The organism is Aurantimonas sp. DM33-3, from assembly GCF_014334315.1.
GTDB classification, from domain to species: Bacteria; Pseudomonadota; Alphaproteobacteria; order Rhizobiales; family Rhizobiaceae; genus Aurantimonas; species Aurantimonas coralicida.
On sequence record NZ_JACSGS010000001.1, the window covers coordinates 1 to 18,444 of the forward strand.

Below are 18,444 nucleotides of genomic sequence, written 5' to 3' on the forward strand. Positions count from 1 at the left end.
CAGCGCTCGTTCGGCCTCGCCTGTCTCGACTACCGAAGCGCCGTCCGGCGCCGGATCTGATGACGAACGAAAGGTTGAACCCATGATGTCCAAGCGAACGACGTTCCTCGCCGGGGTGCTCGCTCTCTTGTCCACGTCGGTCCTGGCGGCTGAGAACGTCGAGATGTTCTCGACGTCGGGGTGCGGGTGCTGCATCGGCTGGATGAAGCACCTCGAGGAGGCCGGGTTCGAGGTCGAGAACGAGAACCTCGCAATGGCGGATCTCTACGCGAAGAAGATGGAGGCCGGACTGAAGCCAGGCCTGACGTCGTGCCATACGGGCTTCGTCGGCGGCTATGTCGTCGAGGGTCACGTTCCGGCCGCGGAGGTCAAACGGCTCCTCGCAGAAAAGCCTGACGCGATCGGTCTAACCGTTCCCGACATGCCTGCCGGCAGCCCCGGTATGGGTGAGAGCGACGAACCCTACGAGGTGCACCTCGTCGCGCGAGACGGGACCTCCACGGTCTATGCGCGGTACCCCAAATGAGGGTTGTGCACTTCGCGAGCGGGTTCCTCGTCTCCCTCAGCCTTCTCGGGTCCGTGACGGCGCATGAGTTCAAATCCGGAGGTCTCACGATCGACCATCCGTCGTCCCGCCCGACACCGCCAACGGCGAAGGCGGGATATCTGTCCATCTGCAATGACGGTGCCGATGCGGACCGATTGATCGGCGGATCGGCCACTGTCGGGGGCCGGTTCGAGTTTCACGAGTCCTCAGTGGAGAACGGCGTCGCACGGATGCGCCGCGTCTAAGACGGAGTTCTCATTGAACCTCGGGAGACTGTGATGGTGGCTTCCGGGGACTGTCCGGGATAGCTCCTTCAGAGGAGGCTTCAAAATGTCCGGCTTCAGTCGAAAACACCCACAATACGAAGCAAATCAAATAGCCCGCTTGTCGAAGCAATCGAAGATCAACCGGCGGGAAAGTTCACCCTAAGGTATCAACACTCCCGCTAAGCGTCTCGACGCCGGAATTGGCGTCCTTCAGCGCCGCAATGTAATTACGCGGGAAGAGCAAGTGGTTGACCGTTTCCATGCCCATAAAGTCAGCGATCTTGTTCGTGAAAGACGAGCAGTTATAGGCCACAGCATGCCAGAGCGGGCTGTTGCCCTGAAGCTGCCGGATCCGGCCAAGGATACGCCGATACTCTTCCGGTGTGAGTGCGATGGTCATCTCGTTCTGAAGATACCTGATCTCGGTGTCACCATCCGAAAAGCCGGTCTCGGATGGGACCGGAGCGATATGGCCCATGGTATAGACAGCGTTGCCTCCTGCGGGGTGAAGACCGGCGATCTCGGTCATATCCGAGACAAGGACTCCCCCATTGTCGTAGGGGACGTTGCCACGAGAATCGAGTTCGCCGAAGGCGACGAACGAGTGGCCGTAGCTCTCGGCATTACGGGCACGAAACGAGATGAAGTAGGGCTTCGCCAACTGGCCAACGGCACTTTGCCCCGACCAGGGTGCGAACCGAACCTGCTGATCGATCCCGGCGAAGCTCGAGGCAGGAGCACCGACCGTCATACTCGAATTCGAAGAAGTCGATGAGCAACCGGCAAAAGCCGCGATCAAAATTGCGATCGCAGTGAATTTCGCGAAAAACTTTGCCATGTCGGTCGATCCCAAACGCGTCGTTGTTCAGCCCCTCCGCAGGAGCATTCACGAATTGCTGTGAAAATATGGGGAGAGGTGCAATCCCCTAGGGGCTGACTAAGGCCTAAGTTGGGTGGCGTCTAGGAAGCGCAGGGTGACGAGAACGACCTTCGATGGTTTCCCGGTCCGTACTCTCGGGATGCGATGGCGAGGGTTGCTTCCTTTGGCATCGGATCGGTTGCGATCCAATGCAGTCGCCGTGGCAGTCCTGCAAGGGGGCCGATAACTCCGATCAGAAGCTGGTGCTGTCACTACAACACGGCAGGCCCCCACCTGTCTATTACCCGCCTACACCGCAGGTCCTGCAATGGCCGGTTTCGCCATCCGGACCAGCTTCGCCCGCCACGGCCCAAAAGCCGCTCTTGAACCAGGATTTGCCTCGGACCACCGGCGGGGGCCGGCCAGGCATATGGCCAGTCTTCGATACCCGGCAAACAGATCGACGGAGTGATCGAACATCTCCGCGAGGCCCTGGCTGTAAGTGACCATGGTTTGGAGTGTGTCAGTGCGAAGGGAACGGATCGCATATGATCAACACGCTTATCCGTACCTGGCGAATAACTTTTCCGAAGATCCATGTCGTCTCCTCTCTATGATGGCTTTCTGCATCATAGAGAGGAGACGACATGGACCTCGCTATCGCGGTCCGCGAGATAGAGCCGGAGATACACTTCATCGAAGACCTCTGTTACGTCGCGAAATTGACTCGATGTCACGTGGAGATCGCGCTCCGAGAAATCGGATTGTGTCCAGGCCAGGATCAGTTTCTGGATGCTCTGCGTATCGACGCCACGAAACGCCTGGGGGAGGTCGCTGACGAGTTAAACATTCGCGCCTCGACGGCTTCGAAAATTACCAATCGGCTTGTCGATCGCGGTTTTGCCAAGCGGGTTTCGATGCCGGGCGACCTTCGCAAAATAGGTTTGGCCCTGACCTCAGAAGGTTCAAAAGCACAGCGCGCCGTTCGAGATATCTGGCAGACTCTCGAAACGGAGATTTTCAGCGAGCTGTCGCTGGCCGAGACAGACGAGATCCGAGAAGGCCTGTGTCTGATGGACAGGCGGCTCAAAGAGCGGCTTCGTCGCCTTCGATGAAAATCTAGCCCACTCGGCAAAGAGCACCCTTCGATTTTGCCGCTGAAGCCAAGCGTCCGCCTGAGTGACTGATTGCCTTACCTGAGGACGAAGCCCCTTTATGACGCCGCATTCGATTATACCGGATCTGCGGAAACAGCATAACCGCCGCGGCCGTGTGGCCGAGGTGGATCGACGCGGGGCTGAATGTTGTTTTAGGTCAACAGAAACAGCCGGCGTGAAGGGACAGCTATGCGGAAGTATTGGATTGAAGGCGCGACACCCGGCTGCTCAAAGCCGATTTTGGAGAAACTTCGAGGACATTTCGGCGACCTTTTCGCCGTGAGGGTAGATGAAACCAGTGGCATCGTCGAGATTGAGGAATCTGCCGATCCGCAGATCGTCACTTTCCTTCTGGACGAAGCGGGGGTCGTCGTCCGGGCAATTGACGGCTAACGCTGACAATCGAGCGCTCCACCGTTGGTCATTTTAAACTTCGGCACCAAATAGAACGACCATGACGAGCGTCTAGCTCCAGCCAGATTCCGTCCTATTGCCGAGCATTGGTCGACCAGTTTCACGTGTTCCCAATGAGAAGGTTCAGTTCATCGAATTCGGGGCCTGTTATGACGGATTCTTGCATCCCGATACCCGCAGTCTCCGATCCAACCGGACTATATGCCGATGGGTGAAACCGGGATGGCCGAGATGGCGATGCCGTTGCCGGACAACGCGATCCCGACGATGGCCGGTTGGGGGCAGTTCGGCTCCCTCGAGATGGGCGGCATGTTCACCCTGATGAAGGTTCGGGACGGGCTTGCGGTCGACGATTAGGCATATCCGGGCGATTACGAGTTCTCGCTGACACCGTGCTGGTGGGCCAGATCTCCAGCCTCCGCGCCCGCGTCGTGCTCCCGAAGCACCGTGATGATCTGTTCTTCCGTAAACAGCTTCCGCTTCATCTGTCCCTCCTTCAATCGAGGTCGGACTCTAACTTCAGGTGGAGGAAAAACTCAGTGATAGGTCAGCAGCCCAGGATCAGCTGGGCAATAGCTCGGTCCCGATGAGCGGCGCCAGGATGACGTTTACCAACAGGCCAAGCAAGACAATGGCAATGGGCCCGGAGACCATGGCTGCCCCGGACCATGCCCCAAGCGTTGCCGGCACGCTCGATGATTTGGCGAAGACCATCGGTGCGATGAAGCGCAGGTAATAAAACAGCGAGGCGACCGTGTTGGCCACAGCGGCCACCGCCAGCCACGTGTATCCGCCCTCGATCGTCGCGAGGAACAGTTCGAGCTTGCCGACGAAGCCGATTAGCGGCGGGATGCCGACCAGCGATAAGAGCCCGATGATGATGGCGATCGCTTCCAGCGGTCTGCTGCTGACCAGGCCGGAAAAATCGGCGCGATCGGTGCGGCCACGCAGATGCGTGATCGCGGCGAAGGTCGCGAGGTTGGCGGTGCTGTAGCCGAGAAGGAATATGATCAGGGCCGGCATCGCGGCGGGACTGAGCCCGACCACGCTAATCGCCATCAGTGCGTAGCCCGATTGCGAGACCGACGACCAGCCGAGCATCCGGCGCAGATCGTCCTGCCAGAGGGCAGCCAGGTTGCCGATCGTCATGGTGATCAGCGCCAAGGCCGCTACCAGGGGCCGGATAGCGGCCGTATCGAGAGGAAACAGCGAGACGAGGCGGGCTAGCATGATCGCCGCTCCAATCTTCGGCACAACTGTCAGGAAGGCGGCGGATGGGGCCGGAGCGCCTTCGGCGACATCGGGCATCCAAGCGTGAGCCGGCGCGGCGCCGAGCTTGTAGCTTAGGCCCACCATGACGAGGACAGTCCCCAGCAACAGGACCGGCGACGGTTTACCGGAGGCCAGCGCGGCGCTCATCCCTGTGAATCCTGTATCGCCCAGCATACCGACCATCATGATGGCGCCGAGCATCAGGCTGGTATTGGCCAGCGCACCGATCAGAAAGAACTTCATGCCGGCCTCGACCGACAAGGCCCAGTCGCGATGATAGGCGGCCAGCACATAGCCGGTCGCCGAGGAGAGCAGCGCGCCGATGACAAGCTGGAGCATATCGGCGGCGCCGGCCATCGCCATCGCGCCGAGCGCCGAGAACAGCAGGATGGCGTAGTATTCGCCATGCCGCCGGTCCCGTTCGAACCAATCGGGCGACATGACGACAACGAAGGCCGTCGCGCCGAGGATGAGCAGCCGCCCCCATATGCTGGCCGCATCGAGCGCCCAGCTTCCCGTAAAGGTCAGCCGCTCCGACCCGATCTGAAGTCCGCAAAGGAAGGCAGCACAGCCTAGCCCACACAGGGCGATGGGCGCACCGATCCACTGCAGCCGTTGCGGGGCGAAAGTCGCGAACAGAAGGATGGCGACCGCCGTCACGATGACGGTGATCTCCGGGAGAATATCTCCAAGCGGCATCATGTCAGCCTTCGGTCCCCTGGAGAGGCAGGAAAGCGGACCCGGTTTCGATCATGGTAAGGAGCCAGCCGGGATAAATGCCGATCAGCACGACTAGGACGAGAAGGAGCGCGAGAAATCCGACCTCGGTCCTGTTGAGATCGGCGAAGCCCTGACGCTGATCCACAAGGTCACCGAAGAATATCTTCTGCAGCATCGACAGGAACAACGCGGCGGTAATGAGGATGCCGATCAGGCCAATCGCCGCGAGCCACGGATAGATGGCAAAGGTGCCAGCAAAAATCTGAAACTCCGCGACGAAGCCGGCCAGCGCCGGCAAGCCGAAACTGGCGAAGGCGGCGAGGAAAAATCCGATCATCAGCTTCGGCGCAACGCGGGCAAGCCCGCCATAGGCCGAAAGCTCATAGGTTCCGGTTCGCTGCCAGAATGAGCCCGCCATCAGAAAGAGGGCGCCGGTGATGAGACCATGCGCGACCATCTCTGTTATCGCGCCGTTTAGCGCCAGGGTTCGCGCCGCGTCGCCGCCAATCGCCGCGCCGGCCGCGGCGATGCCGAGAACCGTGTAGCCCATGTGATTGACCGAGGTGTAGGCGATCCGCCGTTTCAGATTGGTTTGGCCAAGCGCGACGATCGCACCCCACAGGATCGACATGAGGGCGACGATCGCCAAGGGAAGAGCGTAGGCGGCAAAGGTTTCGCGCATCATCGAAAAGGGGATCCGCACGATCCCGTAGGTGCCCATCTTGAGCAGTACGCCAGCCAGGATCGCCGAGGCCGGTCCCGGCGCTTCGACATGGGCAAGCGGCAGCCAGGTATGGAACGGCACGAGCGGTGTCTTGATCGCGAAGCCGACGAGAAATCCGAGGAGCACGAGGCTCGACCGAACGTCCACTCCCTGCAGGGGCTGCGCGGCGATCAATTCGCGCATGTCGAAGGTCAGCGTATCGTTCGCCAGCACGAGACCGAGGATGGCCAGCAGGATCGCCAGCGATCCAGCCAGTGTGTAGATGAAGAATTTGAGCGCCGCGTATTCCGCGTCGCCGTGGCCCCAGCGACCGATCAGAAAGTACATGCCGACCAGGCTGAGGTCGAAGAAGACGTAGAACACGAGCAGATCGAGGGTCAGGAACAGACCGAGCGAGACCCCCTGCAGGAACAGGAACCACGCATAGTACTGCCGCGCCCTGCCTTTGTAATCCGCTGGCCACGCGAGGGCGCAGAGAAACAGGAGCCCGCTCATCAGTGAGATGGCGAGCGCCATGCCATCGACGCCCACCCGCCATGCGACGCCGAGCGCAGGAATCCATTGGAGCTCGCCGACGGCCTGAAACGGTGGCGCGTCCGCGCCCGTGTCGAAACCCATCCAGACGATGACCAGCATCAGCAGCGACAGACCCGCCCCCGCCATCGCTATCAGGCGCGCCATCGTCTCGCTCCAGGCCGATCGCACGGCCAGGGCAAGTGATGTGATCAGCGGCAGCAGGATGGAGAGTGTCAGCATGGCTCAGGAAACAATCAGGAGGAACAGGAAGGCGATGATCGCACCGCCGGTGGCCAAGGCGTAATAGTGGTGGGACATGCCTGTCTGGAGGCGCCGGGCATCGCGCCCGCTTTGCCCGACGAGCAGGGCGGTGCCGTCGGCGATGCCGTCGATCAGCCATTCGCCCGTGCGGCCGCTCGCCGAGGCGAGCCAGTGGACGGCGTCAGCAGTGGCAGTGACGCCGCGGTCGAGGACGCGATCGTCCTTCCGACCGCCAAGCCGCGCGGCGCGAGCGCCACTATCGGCGATCAGCCGGACGCCGGCATCGATCACCCGATCGTCCACCGCCGCGGCTGCCACTGCCAAGCGTGTCACGGGGCGGGTGACGGTCCGCTCGATCAGGTCCGGCAGGCCGAGCCAATCCGCCGTCTCCGAAGACCGTCCCGTAAGACCGATCTCCGGAAAGCGGCGGACCAAGAGAATGCCAATCAGGACACCCAAAGCGACGGCGACGGTCGACAGGACAAGTGTGGCAAGGCTCGCCTCGATGAGCTCGATTTCGAGGGCGCGACCGAGCGCCTCGCGCACCGACGGAACCCAAACGAGAGACGTCGCCAGTGTCAGCAGGGCCAGCGCCACGACGGCGCCGGTTTCGGCCCGGCCGGGTTTGGCTTTGGAAGCTTCCTGCTCCTGGCGTTCGATGAGCCCGAACGCTGAAAGTTGAAACCGGGTCGCGTAGGCTGCACTGAGCGCGCCTGCGAGGATTACACCCGCCGCCACCCACAAACTGCCATGTTCCGCAGCCGTGACGATGGCTTCCTTGGTCCAGGCGCCGCCAAGAGGCGGCAGGCCGGCTAGCGACAGGGCGCCGATGGCTGTCATGACAGCGACGAGGGGCAACGCCCTGGCAAATCCCATGAGATGTTGGCCATAGCTTCCCGCTCGTTCCCCCGCGATGCCGGCGGCCAGGAACAAGACCGCCTTGAAGGCGGCGTGAGCGACGAGATGCAGGAAGGCGATTCCGGGATATCCGGACCCGACCGCGACGAACATCAGGCCATAGTGAGCCGACGTCGACGCGGCGAGTAGCTTCTTGGCGTGGTTCTGGAGGGTTGCCACCAGCCCGCCCAACAGAGCCGTCGCCAGTCCGATCGCAACAATCGTTTCAGGGACGCCCGGTACCGTCGTCAGGAATGGTTCAAGGCGGATGAGGATATAGGCGCCTGCGGCGACCATCGTTGCCGCGTGGAGGAGCGCGGAGACCGAAGTCGGTCCCGCCATGGCGCGGAACAGCCAAGGCGAAAACGGGATCTGGCCGGACTTCGAGACAGCCGAAAGCAGGAGGCCGAACGCGACGACGAAGGCGAGCGGTCCGGAGACATCGCTTAGACTGTCGTAGGAGAACGAGCCTGTCGCAGCATAGGCCGCCATCGCCGCCGCGAACAGTCCGAGATCGCCGAAGCGCGTCATCAAGAAGGCGTAGAGGCCGGAGGCGGCGTTGTCAGCATGACGCCACTCATGGGCAATGAGAAGATAGGAGCAGACACCGACCAACTCCCAGCCGATCAGAAGAGTCAGCAGATCGTCGGCGATCAACAGAAGCTCCATTCCGGCGACGAACAAGAGCAGGATTGCGACCAGCCGCCCGAGACCGATCTCGTCTTCGTGAAAGGCGGCATAGGCGAGGATCGGCAGTGCGATTACGGGCACGAGCATCGCCATGGCGCCGGCGATCGGTGTCAGCACCGCAGTCAGGCGGAGAGGTCCCGACCAGACGATGATTCCGGTCCAGCCGCCCGCGGCGGCCAGCAACGCCAGAAGAAGCGTGAGACCGAGACCAGCCATCGCAATGGCCAAGAGCAAGCGACGATCCGCGCTACCGGCGAGCCGGAACGCCAACGGAATGCCGAGAGCGGCAAGGACAGGCAGGAGGGCGACCAGGAACAGCATCAGTGCTTCATCGTCCCGAGACTTTCGGTCGTGTCGGCCTGTCGTTTTCGATAGACGGCGGTGACGAGCGCAAAGCCGACCGCCATGTCGACGGCCATCACGGCCATGACGATGATCGCGAGAAGTTGCCCCTCCGGTGCTCCGCCGAGGCTGAACGACCAGAACCCGATCACCGCGAGGAGGCCGCCATTGAGCATGAGTTCGAGTCCCATCATCAGCATGACGAAGGACTGCTGGGAAAGGGCGCCGTATAGACCGATGCCGATCAGAGCGCTTGCGACGATCAGGACGCTGACGAGACTCACGAGGTCGCCTCCGTTTTCGAGGTCATCGATCGGTTCCCGGCCGACCAATCGCTACGCAGCGACGGCCGCCGCCCGCTTTCGCCGCCATCGGCGTTGTGACCGTCAGCTTCCGGATTTCCCTCCGCGTGCTGAGCGTCCTCGTCTCCCACATGGGAATCGTGCATGTGATGATGGCCGTGACCGCTTGCCTTTTCGACCCGGCGGCCGGCTGGCTCGCCGCCTACTTCCAGTCCCGGGGGGCGAGAGCCCTCGTCCGAAGGACCGAAACGCCCGGTTCGTGCCGACAGAACGACCGCGCCCACCATCGCGGCGAGAAGCGTGACGCCCGCGGTCTCGAAGATGAGCATCGACGGACCGAGCATCTCCAGGCCGAGGTCACGGATGACCTGCCGGCCCGGATCGACCGGGTCGGTCGGGAAATCCGTGGTGAGGACGGCTGCGCTCAGCCCCAAGAAGGCGACGATGCCGGCGCCGATCGCAAAGCGGTTCTGGTGAACCATCATCATGGGGTTGAGCCCGGCGGGGTTCATCATGAACATCACCATGAAGAGGGCCATCACCATCATCTCCACCGCCATCATGAAGATGGTCGCGATGCCGATATATGGCGCCGCCAGCATCAGGATGATCAGGCCCACGGCCGTGAAGGACAAAAGCAGAAGAAACGAGGCGCGCACCATGGAATCGGTCGCGAACACACGCCAGCCGGAGACGATCGCGATTGCGGAGAGCACCAGGAAAGTGAGATCGATCAGCCCCATAGCAGCAGCTCCACGCCGACGGCGACCAGCATGAGAAACGATAGGGGCAACAGCGCCAGCCAGATCAGGTTCATCATCCGGTCCGGCGGCAGCCGGGCGAAGACTTCGCCAGCGCCGACGAGGACGACCAGAACGAGACCTGTCTTCACGACCAGCCAGACGAAGCCGGGCAGGACAGGGCCGAGATATCCGCCGAGGAAGACGGTTGCCGTCATTGCGGAAACCGAGACGAGCATGGCCAGCCGCGCCAGCCACCATGTCAGGCGGGCCGCCCCGGAGATTTCGGCCGTCGTTCCGCCAGCCAGATCGTAGGGATCGGCAAAATCGAAGGGGCCGCGCAGACTGAGCGAAAGACCAAGCATGAGAAATAGGACGAACCCGGCCGGCTGGCGCACGATGTTCCAGACGCTGCGTTGCGCTTCGACAATGTCTGTGACAGCCAGAGACTGTGCCGGAAGCGCAGCCGCGATCAGTACGAACATGGACAGGAGCATGGCCGGAAGTCCGATCGCGACGTAGCGATAGGCGCCGATCAGGGGAAGCGGCGAGTTGGCCGACCAGCCGTGCAGGAACACCGCGACGACCGTCAGCGACTCGCACGCGCCCCACAGGACTATACCTGCATCGAGATCCGCGGCGACGACGCCCGGCGCGAAGGGAACGACGCTCAAACCGATAGCGGCCAGTGTGAAATACAGGATGGGAGCAAGAATCCAGCTGATCGTGTCGGGATGCTCGGTCGCGCCGGTCTGCCCCATTGCCCGAGACGACGCCACCGTAATCGGGCCAACAAAGCTTGCTTTCAAGGAGCGACCGGCGACGAGGGGAGGGACTGCCCGGTCAAGCACTGCGGCCGCGACGATGCCGGCCAAGAGAAACAGAGGCAGAACCATGATCGCGAGCACCTGGGTCATGTGCCCGTAGCTCCGTGGGCATGTGTGCCATGCCCTTCATGATCCATCCGGATTCCGTCCTCGCGGGCCCGACCCTCCGTCTCAGCGTCCTCGGCTTCGACAGGCGCCAGGGAGATCAGCGTGTCGGTATCAAAGCTGTTGACGATGAGAATGGCCTCACTCCACTCACGCCCGCGCAGCAGGTCGACGAGACGAGCAGGTTTGAGGGGAGACATCGTCGCGGAACCGTCGAGCCCCCCGGTCGGGCTTTCGTCCAGCGCGGCCAGCCATCGCTCGACCCGCATCCGGACGTCGGTATCCTCAACCATGCCGATGCCGGACGGGATCGCGGCAAGCGCACCGGACCAGAAAAGGAATTGTCTGATTTTGGCCAGCTCTATGGGTTTTCCGGCACTCAAAGATCGAGCGGCCTCAAGACAGCGGACGGCGTGTGCCTCGAGGCCGAGGATCGGCAGGAAACGCCCAAGAGCCCGTAAGGCGGTGACCGTTCCGTCGTAGGCCTCCGCCTGGGCAGAGGGCGGTCGCAAAAGCTTTGCGGTCTGAATGACATCACCCTGCAACGTCACCGACAGCTTCAAGCCCGGCGGGAGCATCGGCAGGAACGGGCCGAACGGCGCGGTATAGGCGTCGAGCGCCAATCCGTCGCGCAGGTCATCGTCGGTCATCGCCATCGGGCGGCCATAAGGGGTGCCGCCCATCATCCCTTCGCCGCCTTGGCCGTAATCTCCCTTGCCGCGCCAGGGATTGGGTGGTTCGTTTGGTAGGATGTCCGGTTCGCTGTCCCGTGCCCCTTCGATCAGCGCACGATGGATCGCCTCGATAGCCGCGACGGGATCGTCCTCGTCGCAAGTCGCCGGTTCAGCGAAGTCCGGCACGGGATTCGACTTCCACCAGAGCGTCGCGCGAGGATGCAGCATTTGATCATGCAGGCGGCGGATATCGTCCTGATCGGCCTCCCGTACCGGCCCCGCGACAAGCAGAATTCGCGCATGGCGGATGCTGTCGGCGCGGATGAGTCGGCCGTCGAGAAAAAGGTCGTCTGCCGCAGCGCGCATCCCGGCGCCGATGGCCGGGAATGCTGGAGCGGGCGCCGCGCCCGCGAGGCGGCGAAGAATGGCTATTGCCACCGGAAGATGCCCTCTCGCCAGCCATAGACAATCCCGACCGACAGGATGGCGAGGAACATGCCCATTTCCATCATCGCCTTGCCGCCCTCTTCGACGAAGACGACGGCCCAAGGATACATGAACATCATCTCCATCTCGAAGGCGATGAAGAGCAGTGTCATCGGGTAATAGCGGATGTGGTAGCGCTGCCAGGCATGAGTATCCGGTGCCCCACCGCCCAGGAATGGCGTCTTCTGAGGTTCTGTGAGGGATTCCGCAGAACCCGAGGGAGCGAGCCGGATCACGGTTGCGATCGAAGCTGCGACAAAAGCGATGACAAGGGCGCCAGCCAAGCCTTCCAACGCCATCTCCTCTCCGACCTGATTGCGCTGTCGACTTGTGGCCTTCTTGGCGATCGTCAAGCTGGTCAGCAAATCCCACTCGGTTTCAGTGACAGCTTTCGGCCAGATTCAGATCCTTCATCCGCGTTCTGTATCTAGATGAATGAAGGGACTTTCCACAGCGCTTGACTGTTTACAGGAGCCGCGTATCGGTCTGAATTTTTGCTTTGACAGCTAGGCGATCATGTGGGTCCGGCCTTGCGACCGGACCTGCTCCACTCGAAGTGATTGCCCGCTATTTTACCGGAACAGGGGCAGAAGCGATTCCGAGGAGGAATTAGCGATCGACAGGCCTGGACGCCCAGCTGTTGCTGGGTCTGCAAAACCTTCAGGCGGGTCGACTCTTCCGTCATGCCCGCATCGACCAGCGTAACGACGCCCTTTTCGATGGAGTCACGCAGATTAGCGACGAACTCCGACTGAATATCCATGCGGTTCTTGGCCGCGCCTAGGTTCGAGGTAGTCGTTGTCATCCGCTGCAGGGCATCGTCAACGCCGCTGATATAACCTACGCGTTTGGTGCTTGAAGTCTAAACCCTCAGCGGACAAAGTGTTTCGATTCCACTCTGCCGTCAGCGGGCAGGCTAGGATTCCTGGGTCTTGGTGCCAGAAGTAGCCCGCTTTCGCTTCGCGTTGACAGGGGTTCTCTCGGTAGCGTCTTCTGAATTGTTCGCGGAAGCCGCCACGGTTTTGGGCTTGCGGCCCAGTCCAAGCTGCTTAGCTAATGCAGACCGGCGAGCCGAGTAGCTAGGAGCCACCATCGGATAATCTGGCCTCAAGCCCCACTTTTCCCGATACTCTAACGGGTCGAGGCTATGAGCGACCCTGAGATGCCGCTTCAGCGAAATTTGGGATTTCCCGCACTCCAGGCAGGTGAGTTGTTCATCCTGCACGGACTTCCTGATTGAAACTGCCGGCGTCGACTTCGTCTCAGCCTTCGGCACGACAGGATGCATTACTTCGGTCAATGCCGCATGGACCGTGTCGATGAGGTCAGGGACGCCGCCAGCCGGTACCGAATTGCGCGACACGTAAGAAACCACGATGCTGGCCGTAAGCGCGGACAGGCTCTTCTGAGCCGCCTCCGCCTTCTCGAACTCATCACGGACCACGCCGCCAGCAATATTCATTCTCTTGCTATCCTTCCCACTACATGTGGCGTTCGAGCTTCCCAACGATTTCCGGAAATTATTCCCCGAAGCGAGAATGTAATCGGTCTTATTCTGGAAGCAAGTCAGTCGAGAGTGTCATCGCTGATCCGGAGCTTTAGCATATGATTCTAATGTGCTTGGCGGTGAACTTCATCGACGCCTCGGCGCTGGAGAACCCGGAGGCGGTCAACCAGCGACTGGAGGACGCCAGCGTCACCTTCCACCTGTCCGAAGTCAATGGGCCGCGGTGATGGACCGGCTGAAGCGCTCGCGCTTCCTGGGCGAGCTGACCGGCCAGGTGTTCCTGTCGCAGGTCGACGCGACGCGAGGGCTCCCCCCGAATGCGCCGGCGCGGCCGCTCGGGCTGATCGGACCGGGCCAGCAGCGTGACGAACTATTTAATGCATGCCTGGAGCGTCAGTTAGTCTCATCTCCCGAGCCGGGCCCGCAGTGCCGGCCGGCCCACGCGATTGCGTGATGTCGATTCTTGACTTGGATCAAGAAACGGAGCCGCGGCAGATGCGACGGTGCATCCCTACAATGAAGAAATGCAATGAGGTCGCAGTGCTTAGTCACTACCAGTCCGCTTCCCCACCCGGCATTGTTCAGGTGGTCGCGCCGAACGAACGGCGCCGATGGTTCTTCGCTGCAGCGTCGGGACGGCTCGTCCGGAGCCGCTTCCGCCCTCGGGGTATCAGCCGGGCGCCGCCATGCGTTCGGCGCTTGAATCCAACCCCAGGAGAAGGAGAAATCGAATGAAGACTAGTTTCCTCGCCCTCGCGGCCGCCACGGCGTTCGGCCTCGCCACCGCCGCCTCGGCGCAGACGAATGAGACGGGCAAGAGTGCCGCCGCTGCGACCGGAGAATCCGGCATGATGGGGCAGCCTGGCATGATGTCCTCTGAAGGCCGTGGAGGAATGGGCCGCGGCAAGATGGGTGGCATGGCCCCCGGCATGATGACGATGATGTTCGTGATGATGGACACCGACGGCAACGGGGCCCTATCACTCGAGGAGGTGCAGGCTGTGCATGCACGCATGTTCGACCGCGTCGATGAAAACGACAACGGCGAGGTCACCATGGAGGAGATGCGCGGCTTCATGCAGATGATGCGCCCGGGCGGAAACTAACCCGCTCGTGACACATCCTCGCGCCCGCTGCTCAGGCGGGCGCGATGAACCGGCGGCGGCCATTCCGTTCTCAGCGGGTTGGATTATACGGATTCCCACCGCAACCGCTTGAAACGGAGCCGCTTCAGTTACACCCAATTTCCACCGAATTGACGGACGCGACCCCATTCTCGCTACGAGTTTGTCCAGCGTGCCGCCGACACTACCTAGCTTGGTCGCAGGCGAGGTGGCGAAAAACGGGGATGAAGCCACGCTCGCTTGGTTTGGGCCATTAATGTGCGACAGGGCGATCAATTCCGCATTCAGATCGTTCAGCCGGACGGGACGACAGTGCTCGATCAGAGGACCGAGCTACTGCTGCGGCGAAAGGCCAACTACCTCGCCTATAGCGGTCGTTGTCGCTCGATCATCGCGGGTACCTACAGCATAACGATTGACCTCGTTAGCGACGGGGTTCCCGAAGTCATGACCAAATTGGCTGTACAGGTCGATAGGTAGAACGAGTGCAAGCTCAGGGTGCGTCGTCCGGAAAGCTTACTTGCGCGATCATATTTCCGTCTGTCATCGAGTCGAAGGCCGGTCGCGGAGCGCTCCCAATCCTTTTTATAAGAGGATCTGTGTCTCACCGCTCGTTGCATGGGTCCGATAACATTCGCTTATCGGACCCTTCGAAATTGGCCGTTTTGACAGGTGCTAGAAAAGCGAACGATAACGAAATTTCGTTCGTTTCGCACGGTAGCGGCTTGGGCTTGGATCGAGGCGGCGGGGAATGGTCCGGCAGACGCTGCGCAACTGAGCAAATTCTGCTGATCCTGAGTGTGGCGCTATAGCGCCAACGGCGCGGCGGGCCTGCGCGACCTGCGGAAAGAGCAACCGCCCGAAGCTGGACGGCATCGCTGATGAGCGAGAGCGGGAGGATGGCATGCGGGGACAGCCGACAGCCAGGGTTCTGGGACGCCGACGAAAAGAAGGATCGTGTCCACTTGGATACTGGCCGAACTCTCCCGCTGGATCGAGGTACAATTCGAAAATCATGTTCATCCCGCCAGCCAGTAGCGCATCCTGCGGTGTGCGGGCTTCCAGTGAAAAAGGCCTGGCTGCCCCTCCATGAGCGCCCGGTGAGACTTCCCTAAGCCGCGCTTGTTAATTTGTCGAAAATGTCTTTCGTCGAGAACGGACACAGACGTCAATGCATTGGTGTACTGAATAAAAATGACAGTGTTCGAATACAGTGGCTTGCAAGCAGAGCGTCTCGGCTTCTGGATCTGCAAGCAAATGTGGCCGATGGACACGGATCCATATATGTTTCTGGGCCGCGCAATGCAGATCTGCGGGAAAGCCATCTTTCCGGATGATTGGAATGGTCACGAGCTGCACGAGCGATTTCGCAAGAAGCCGCGGGTCGATCAGTATCCGAACCTTACTGAACTGGACCGGTCTAACGCCCGGGACCTGATCGGTCAGTTCGAAGGCCTAGGCCCGCCAGCTGATGAGGGATTCTATCCAACGCTGGGCGAATGGAAGCGATACTGCGAATACGACGCACTGATTGCGGACTCGCTTGTCGCTTCATTCGAACGCGTGCGAACAGTCATGTCGTTCCTCCAAAAGCAGATCGCCGAGGGTAAAATTTCCTCAGTCGTTCGAGAGATAGATGGGGACGGTCAATTTCGGTCGGTTCCGATCGAACGCTGGCGATCCGACTCTTCGACTGCATTTTTTATCGCCTGCCTTATGAGCTACGAAAAGGAGGTTGGAGAAGCCTCCGCACAGGTTCCGCCCGCAGTCTGGACCGAACATCCCGAGTCGGCTGCTCATCCGGAACGATGGCCACACTATATTTTCGTGCATCGTGGCGACCTTGTGGCCGTGCTTAAGAGGGAGTTCGGGCACCGTCATACGAAGGTGGAAAGAAACGCTCCGTTCTCCGAGGCTATTGAATTCGTGAAACGGCATGTAGAACATTGGGAAAGCCATGGCCGAGCTGGCGCGTATCGTTCAACGCGGGAGCGTCTCGAAGCCTGCGCAGTTAAAAGCAACATTAGGCCACAGCGGATTCGAGATATATGGAAGCCCGATAGTAGCTTCAATCGAGGACAGAACCCGCTGATCCCTCTCGAGTGGAGGCGGCCTGGGCCTGCCGGTCCACGACAAGATCGCCCTGATCCGGGCCGATGCCCACTCTGCGGCGATCTCCAGCGAGAATGAACTGGCTGGAGGTCGGAACCTGAAAGGTTCGCGTTAATCCGCTCTGGAAGTACCCATCCGCAATAACGCGAAAAAGCACGCGAAAAGCGTGTCCGCGTATTTCGACGGCGTGATTTCAGATTGTCAGTTTGCCCGCCATCGCCGGCTCGCTCGGCAAAAATGGCATGGAGCAAACTTTGGAAAACGGACAACTGGCCTCACCTGATCTCCCCGACGAGGGAAGCCTGGTCGAAGGAGTGGATCGATTCTTTCGCACGCAGATGATCGAAGTCGATGATCTTCATCGACGGAGCGATGCGCGGCCGCTAAACGACGAATTCGTCGCCTCTCTCGCGGACAGCGTTCGGGACCAAGGACTGATCAATCCCCTTCTCGTTCGCGCTGTGACTGACGGTTACGAGATTATTGCGGGCAGTCATAGATTCGCAGCATGCGACGCGGTGGGCATGCGCTCCATTCCTTGTTGTGTGGTTGAAAGCGAGGACGCCCATGCTGAACTCCGGATGATCGACGAAAACCTCGTTCGCAACGCACTGACGCCGAGTCAGCAGGCAGAGCAGCTGAGCCGCCGCAAAGCGCTCTACCAGCAACTGTTTCCGGAGACGCGACTCGGCGAATATCGAGGAAATCAGCACAGTTCTGGTGTTCGCCAAATTGGCGAACACCAAAATCGCTTCTCTGTTGACGCCTCGGTGAAAACGGGGCTTAGCGAGCGGACAATTGATCGCGCCGTTCAGCGCGGCGAACGTATTGTCGAAGCTGCGCACCACGCCCTTCAAGGCACCCGCCTCGATCGCGGCAGCTATCTCGATGAGTTGGCGAAAGTCGAACCGGACGAACAGTTACAGAAAGTCGGCCGCGACCTCGCGGCGCTCGAAGAATCCGCAGTGTCTCGTCGAAAACGTAAGCGGGTGCACGGCGGAAACTCTGCGGTTCTCGACGGGCCAGCGTCGGTTTATGCAACATTGCTTGCTGTTGCAGATCGCATCGATGAGATGGATATCGGGGCGGTCATGGAAAGCTGCCCAACCAGCGAAAAAGCCGCCTTCTGCCAACGCCTGCGCGGCATGATCAGCCGGCTTTCTGACATCGCAGATAAGGCATCGCTATGAGCAAACAGAGATCCAAGACGGCTCAGAATAGATGGATGCCTTGGGAACGGGGCACCATGGAACTGCTTCGTCCAGATCGGCAATGTCGAATCTGGCCGCGGCCTCTCGCCATCAATTCCATCCTCAAGGAGAATGACTGGCGCGTCTTCGCCAGAACGACCGATCTCGTCCAAAAGCTTCAGATCAACCGCCGCGATCTCACTCTGGAAGCGGTTTTCTCGCGTCTCGACGGCTAGCACCTGATGATTGTCGGCGATTTTGCTAAGTTGACCAAGGATCAGGTCGAGATCCGCGTCGTGTTCAAGCTGAACGGTACACGCTTGATCCGCGCCCACACCCACGATTTAGGTCAGTAACCTTTCCGGTGACGGGGAGACGCCCATTGCCGGATCCGGCCATTACTGTTGTCGTTGTCGACCGGTTCGTCCACCATTCCGCGATCTTCGATATGAATGTCGAGAGCTATCGCCGCAAGACTTGCAAAGCGGTAGCTCCGACGCGATCGCGCCCTGCCTCAGTTGAGCGGACGGCGATTGTACGTACGCTTCACTGCTGCATTGTCGCGGATTTCAACACATCATTTGGCGACTAACCGCCGAGATTCTCTGGCTCTCTGCGGGGAAAGTTTTGAAATGTAATAGCTAGTCACAGCAAATGTATGTGGTCGAAGAGGGAGGACCTGTCGGTCGGCATCGGTAGGACTGGCGGCGTG

At 60.6% G+C, this 18,444-nt stretch carries 18 protein-coding genes and 4 pseudogenes; 10 read left to right on the forward strand and 12 right to left on the reverse strand.

Features of this window, described 5'->3' with window-relative positions:
- Both H9Q09_RS00005 and H9Q09_RS00010 read left to right on the forward strand, forming a co-directional pair.
- A partial coding sequence (locus H9Q09_RS00005; protein ID WP_348646260.1) for a DUF411 domain-containing protein occupies positions 1 to 526 on the forward strand: 526 nt, incomplete at its 5' end.
- Positions 523 to 792: a copper chaperone PCu(A)C gene (locus H9Q09_RS00010; protein ID WP_187389389.1), complete on the forward strand. Its 270-nt coding sequence runs from the start codon at positions 523 to 525 to the stop codon at positions 790 to 792. The genes H9Q09_RS00005 and H9Q09_RS00010, both read left to right, overlap by 4 nt.
- Before the next feature lie 175 nt (positions 793 to 967).
- Here H9Q09_RS00010 and H9Q09_RS00015 read toward each other — a convergent pair whose 3' ends face one another.
- On the reverse strand, positions 968 to 1,651 hold the full coding sequence (locus H9Q09_RS00015) for a hypothetical protein (protein WP_246715945.1): 684 nt from the start codon (positions 1,649 to 1,651) through the stop codon (positions 968 to 970).
- A gap of 668 nt (positions 1,652 to 2,319) precedes the next feature.
- On the opposite strand from H9Q09_RS00015, the gene H9Q09_RS00020 reads away from it, so the two are divergent.
- The 3 genes and pseudogenes from H9Q09_RS00020 to H9Q09_RS00030 all read left to right on the forward strand — a co-directional run.
- Entirely contained in the window at positions 2,320 to 2,787 is a 468-nt protein-coding gene (locus H9Q09_RS00020) for a MarR family winged helix-turn-helix transcriptional regulator (RefSeq protein WP_187389391.1), read from the forward strand.
- Between the two features lie 231 nt (positions 2,788 to 3,018).
- Complete coding sequence (locus H9Q09_RS00025; RefSeq protein ID WP_187389392.1) at positions 3,019 to 3,222, forward strand: hypothetical protein; 204 nt, start codon at positions 3,019 to 3,021, stop codon at positions 3,220 to 3,222.
- Positions 3,223 to 3,429: 207 nt separating this feature from the next.
- A pseudogene (locus H9Q09_RS00030) lies at positions 3,430 to 3,597 on the forward strand (copper oxidase); the annotation flags it as partial.
- Positions 3,598 to 3,623: 26 nt separating this feature from the next.
- On the opposite strand, the pseudogene H9Q09_RS00035 reads toward H9Q09_RS00030, so the two are convergent.
- The 11 genes and pseudogenes from H9Q09_RS00035 to H9Q09_RS00085 all read right to left on the reverse strand — a co-directional run.
- Positions 3,624 to 3,728 (reverse strand): annotated as a pseudogene (locus H9Q09_RS00035) (transposase); the annotation flags it as partial.
- Between the two features lie 76 nt (positions 3,729 to 3,804).
- Positions 3,805 to 5,217 carry an NADH-quinone oxidoreductase subunit N gene (locus H9Q09_RS00040; protein WP_210315161.1) on the reverse strand — a complete coding sequence of 471 codons (1,413 nt, stop codon included), beginning with the start codon at positions 5,215 to 5,217 and terminating at the stop codon, positions 3,805 to 3,807.
- Between the two features lies 1 nt (position 5,218).
- Positions 5,219 to 6,715 carry an NADH-quinone oxidoreductase subunit M gene (locus H9Q09_RS00045; RefSeq protein ID WP_187389394.1) on the reverse strand — a complete coding sequence of 499 codons (1,497 nt, stop codon included), beginning with the start codon at positions 6,713 to 6,715 and terminating at the stop codon, positions 5,219 to 5,221.
- Positions 6,716 to 6,718: 3 nt separating this feature from the next.
- Positions 6,719 to 8,644: an NADH-quinone oxidoreductase subunit L gene (locus H9Q09_RS00050; protein WP_187389395.1), complete on the reverse strand. Its 1,926-nt coding sequence runs from the start codon at positions 8,642 to 8,644 to the stop codon at positions 6,719 to 6,721.
- Entirely contained in the window at positions 8,644 to 8,949 is a 306-nt protein-coding gene (gene nuoK, locus H9Q09_RS00055) for an NADH-quinone oxidoreductase subunit NuoK (RefSeq protein WP_187389396.1), read from the reverse strand. Before nuoK ends, H9Q09_RS00050 begins: the two co-directional genes overlap by 1 nt.
- Positions 8,946 to 9,710: an NADH-quinone oxidoreductase subunit J gene (locus tag H9Q09_RS00060; protein ID WP_187389397.1), complete on the reverse strand. Its 765-nt coding sequence runs from the start codon at positions 9,708 to 9,710 to the stop codon at positions 8,946 to 8,948. Before H9Q09_RS00060 ends, nuoK begins: the two co-directional genes overlap by 4 nt.
- Positions 9,701 to 10,624, reverse strand: coding sequence for an NADH-quinone oxidoreductase subunit H (locus tag H9Q09_RS00065; RefSeq protein WP_187389398.1), 924 nt, complete (start codon positions 10,622 to 10,624; stop codon positions 9,701 to 9,703). Before H9Q09_RS00065 ends, H9Q09_RS00060 begins: the two co-directional genes overlap by 10 nt.
- Entirely contained in the window at positions 10,621 to 11,751 is a 1,131-nt protein-coding gene (locus H9Q09_RS00070; RefSeq protein WP_187389399.1) for a hypothetical protein, read from the reverse strand. The genes H9Q09_RS00065 and H9Q09_RS00070 overlap by 4 nt, the downstream gene beginning before the upstream one ends.
- Entirely contained in the window at positions 11,742 to 12,152 is a 411-nt protein-coding gene (locus H9Q09_RS22400; RefSeq protein WP_228240426.1) for an NADH-quinone oxidoreductase subunit A, read from the reverse strand. The genes H9Q09_RS00070 and H9Q09_RS22400 overlap by 10 nt, the downstream gene beginning before the upstream one ends.
- A 219-nt stretch (positions 12,153 to 12,371) precedes the next feature.
- Positions 12,372 to 12,634 (reverse strand): annotated as a pseudogene (locus tag H9Q09_RS00080) (flagellin); the annotation flags it as partial.
- 81 nt (positions 12,635 to 12,715) lie between these two features.
- Positions 12,716 to 13,261: a MucR family transcriptional regulator gene (locus H9Q09_RS00085; protein WP_187389400.1), complete on the reverse strand. Its 546-nt coding sequence runs from the start codon at positions 13,259 to 13,261 to the stop codon at positions 12,716 to 12,718.
- 128 nt (positions 13,262 to 13,389) lie between these two features.
- On the opposite strand from H9Q09_RS00085, the pseudogene H9Q09_RS22405 reads away from it, so the two are divergent.
- The 5 genes and pseudogenes from H9Q09_RS22405 to H9Q09_RS00110 form a co-directional block, all read left to right on the forward strand.
- Positions 13,390 to 13,760, forward strand: a pseudogene (locus tag H9Q09_RS22405) (sodium-independent anion transporter); the annotation flags it as partial.
- A gap of 277 nt (positions 13,761 to 14,037) precedes the next feature.
- Complete coding sequence (locus tag H9Q09_RS00095; RefSeq protein ID WP_187389402.1) at positions 14,038 to 14,412, forward strand: EF-hand domain-containing protein; 375 nt, start codon at positions 14,038 to 14,040, stop codon at positions 14,410 to 14,412.
- Between the two features lie 1,212 nt (positions 14,413 to 15,624).
- Positions 15,625 to 16,620: a hypothetical protein gene (locus H9Q09_RS00100; RefSeq protein WP_187389403.1), complete on the forward strand. Its 996-nt coding sequence runs from the start codon at positions 15,625 to 15,627 to the stop codon at positions 16,618 to 16,620.
- Positions 16,621 to 16,748: 128 nt separating this feature from the next.
- Positions 16,749 to 17,732: a ParB N-terminal domain-containing protein gene (locus H9Q09_RS00105; RefSeq protein ID WP_187389404.1), complete on the forward strand. Its 984-nt coding sequence runs from the start codon at positions 16,749 to 16,751 to the stop codon at positions 17,730 to 17,732.
- 56 nt (positions 17,733 to 17,788) lie between these two features.
- A complete protein-coding gene (locus H9Q09_RS00110; RefSeq protein WP_187389405.1) occupies positions 17,789 to 17,968 on the forward strand; it encodes a hypothetical protein in 180 nt (59 codons plus the stop codon).
- The last annotated feature ends 476 nt before the right edge of the window (positions 17,969 to 18,444 follow it).

Bases quoted from the DNA above. Each gene is read 5' to 3' on its own strand.
- H9Q09_RS00110 (WP_187389405.1), top strand. From the start codon at position 17,789: ATGGAACTGCTTCGTCCAGATCGGCAATGTCGAATCTGGCCGCGGCCT.
- H9Q09_RS00095 (WP_187389402.1), top strand. From the start codon at position 14,038: ATGAAGACTAGTTTCCTCGCCCTCGCGGCCGCCACGGCGTTCGGCCTC.
- H9Q09_RS00045 (WP_187389394.1), bottom strand. From the start codon at position 6,715: ATGCTGACACTCTCCATCCTGCTGCCGCTGATCACATCACTTGCCCTG.
- H9Q09_RS00065 (WP_187389398.1), bottom strand. From the start codon at position 10,624: ATGACCCAGGTGCTCGCGATCATGGTTCTGCCTCTGTTTCTCTTGGCC.
- H9Q09_RS00020 (WP_187389391.1), top strand. From the start codon at position 2,320: ATGGACCTCGCTATCGCGGTCCGCGAGATAGAGCCGGAGATACACTTC.
- H9Q09_RS00050 (WP_187389395.1), bottom strand. From the start codon at position 8,644: ATGCTGTTCCTGGTCGCCCTCCTGCCTGTCCTTGCCGCTCTCGGCATT.
- H9Q09_RS00025 (WP_187389392.1), top strand. From the start codon at position 3,019: ATGCGGAAGTATTGGATTGAAGGCGCGACACCCGGCTGCTCAAAGCCG.
- H9Q09_RS00060 (WP_187389397.1), bottom strand. From the start codon at position 9,710: ATGGGGCTGATCGATCTCACTTTCCTGGTGCTCTCCGCAATCGCGATC.
- H9Q09_RS00100 (WP_187389403.1), top strand. From the start codon at position 15,625: ATGACAGTGTTCGAATACAGTGGCTTGCAAGCAGAGCGTCTCGGCTTC.
- H9Q09_RS00010 (WP_187389389.1), top strand. From the start codon at position 523: ATGAGGGTTGTGCACTTCGCGAGCGGGTTCCTCGTCTCCCTCAGCCTT.
- H9Q09_RS00015 (WP_246715945.1), bottom strand. From the start codon at position 1,651: ATGGCAAAGTTTTTCGCGAAATTCACTGCGATCGCAATTTTGATCGCG.
- H9Q09_RS00085 (WP_187389400.1), bottom strand. From the start codon at position 13,261: ATGAATATTGCTGGCGGCGTGGTCCGTGATGAGTTCGAGAAGGCGGAG.
- H9Q09_RS00040 (WP_210315161.1), bottom strand. From the start codon at position 5,217: ATGATGCCGCTTGGAGATATTCTCCCGGAGATCACCGTCATCGTGACG.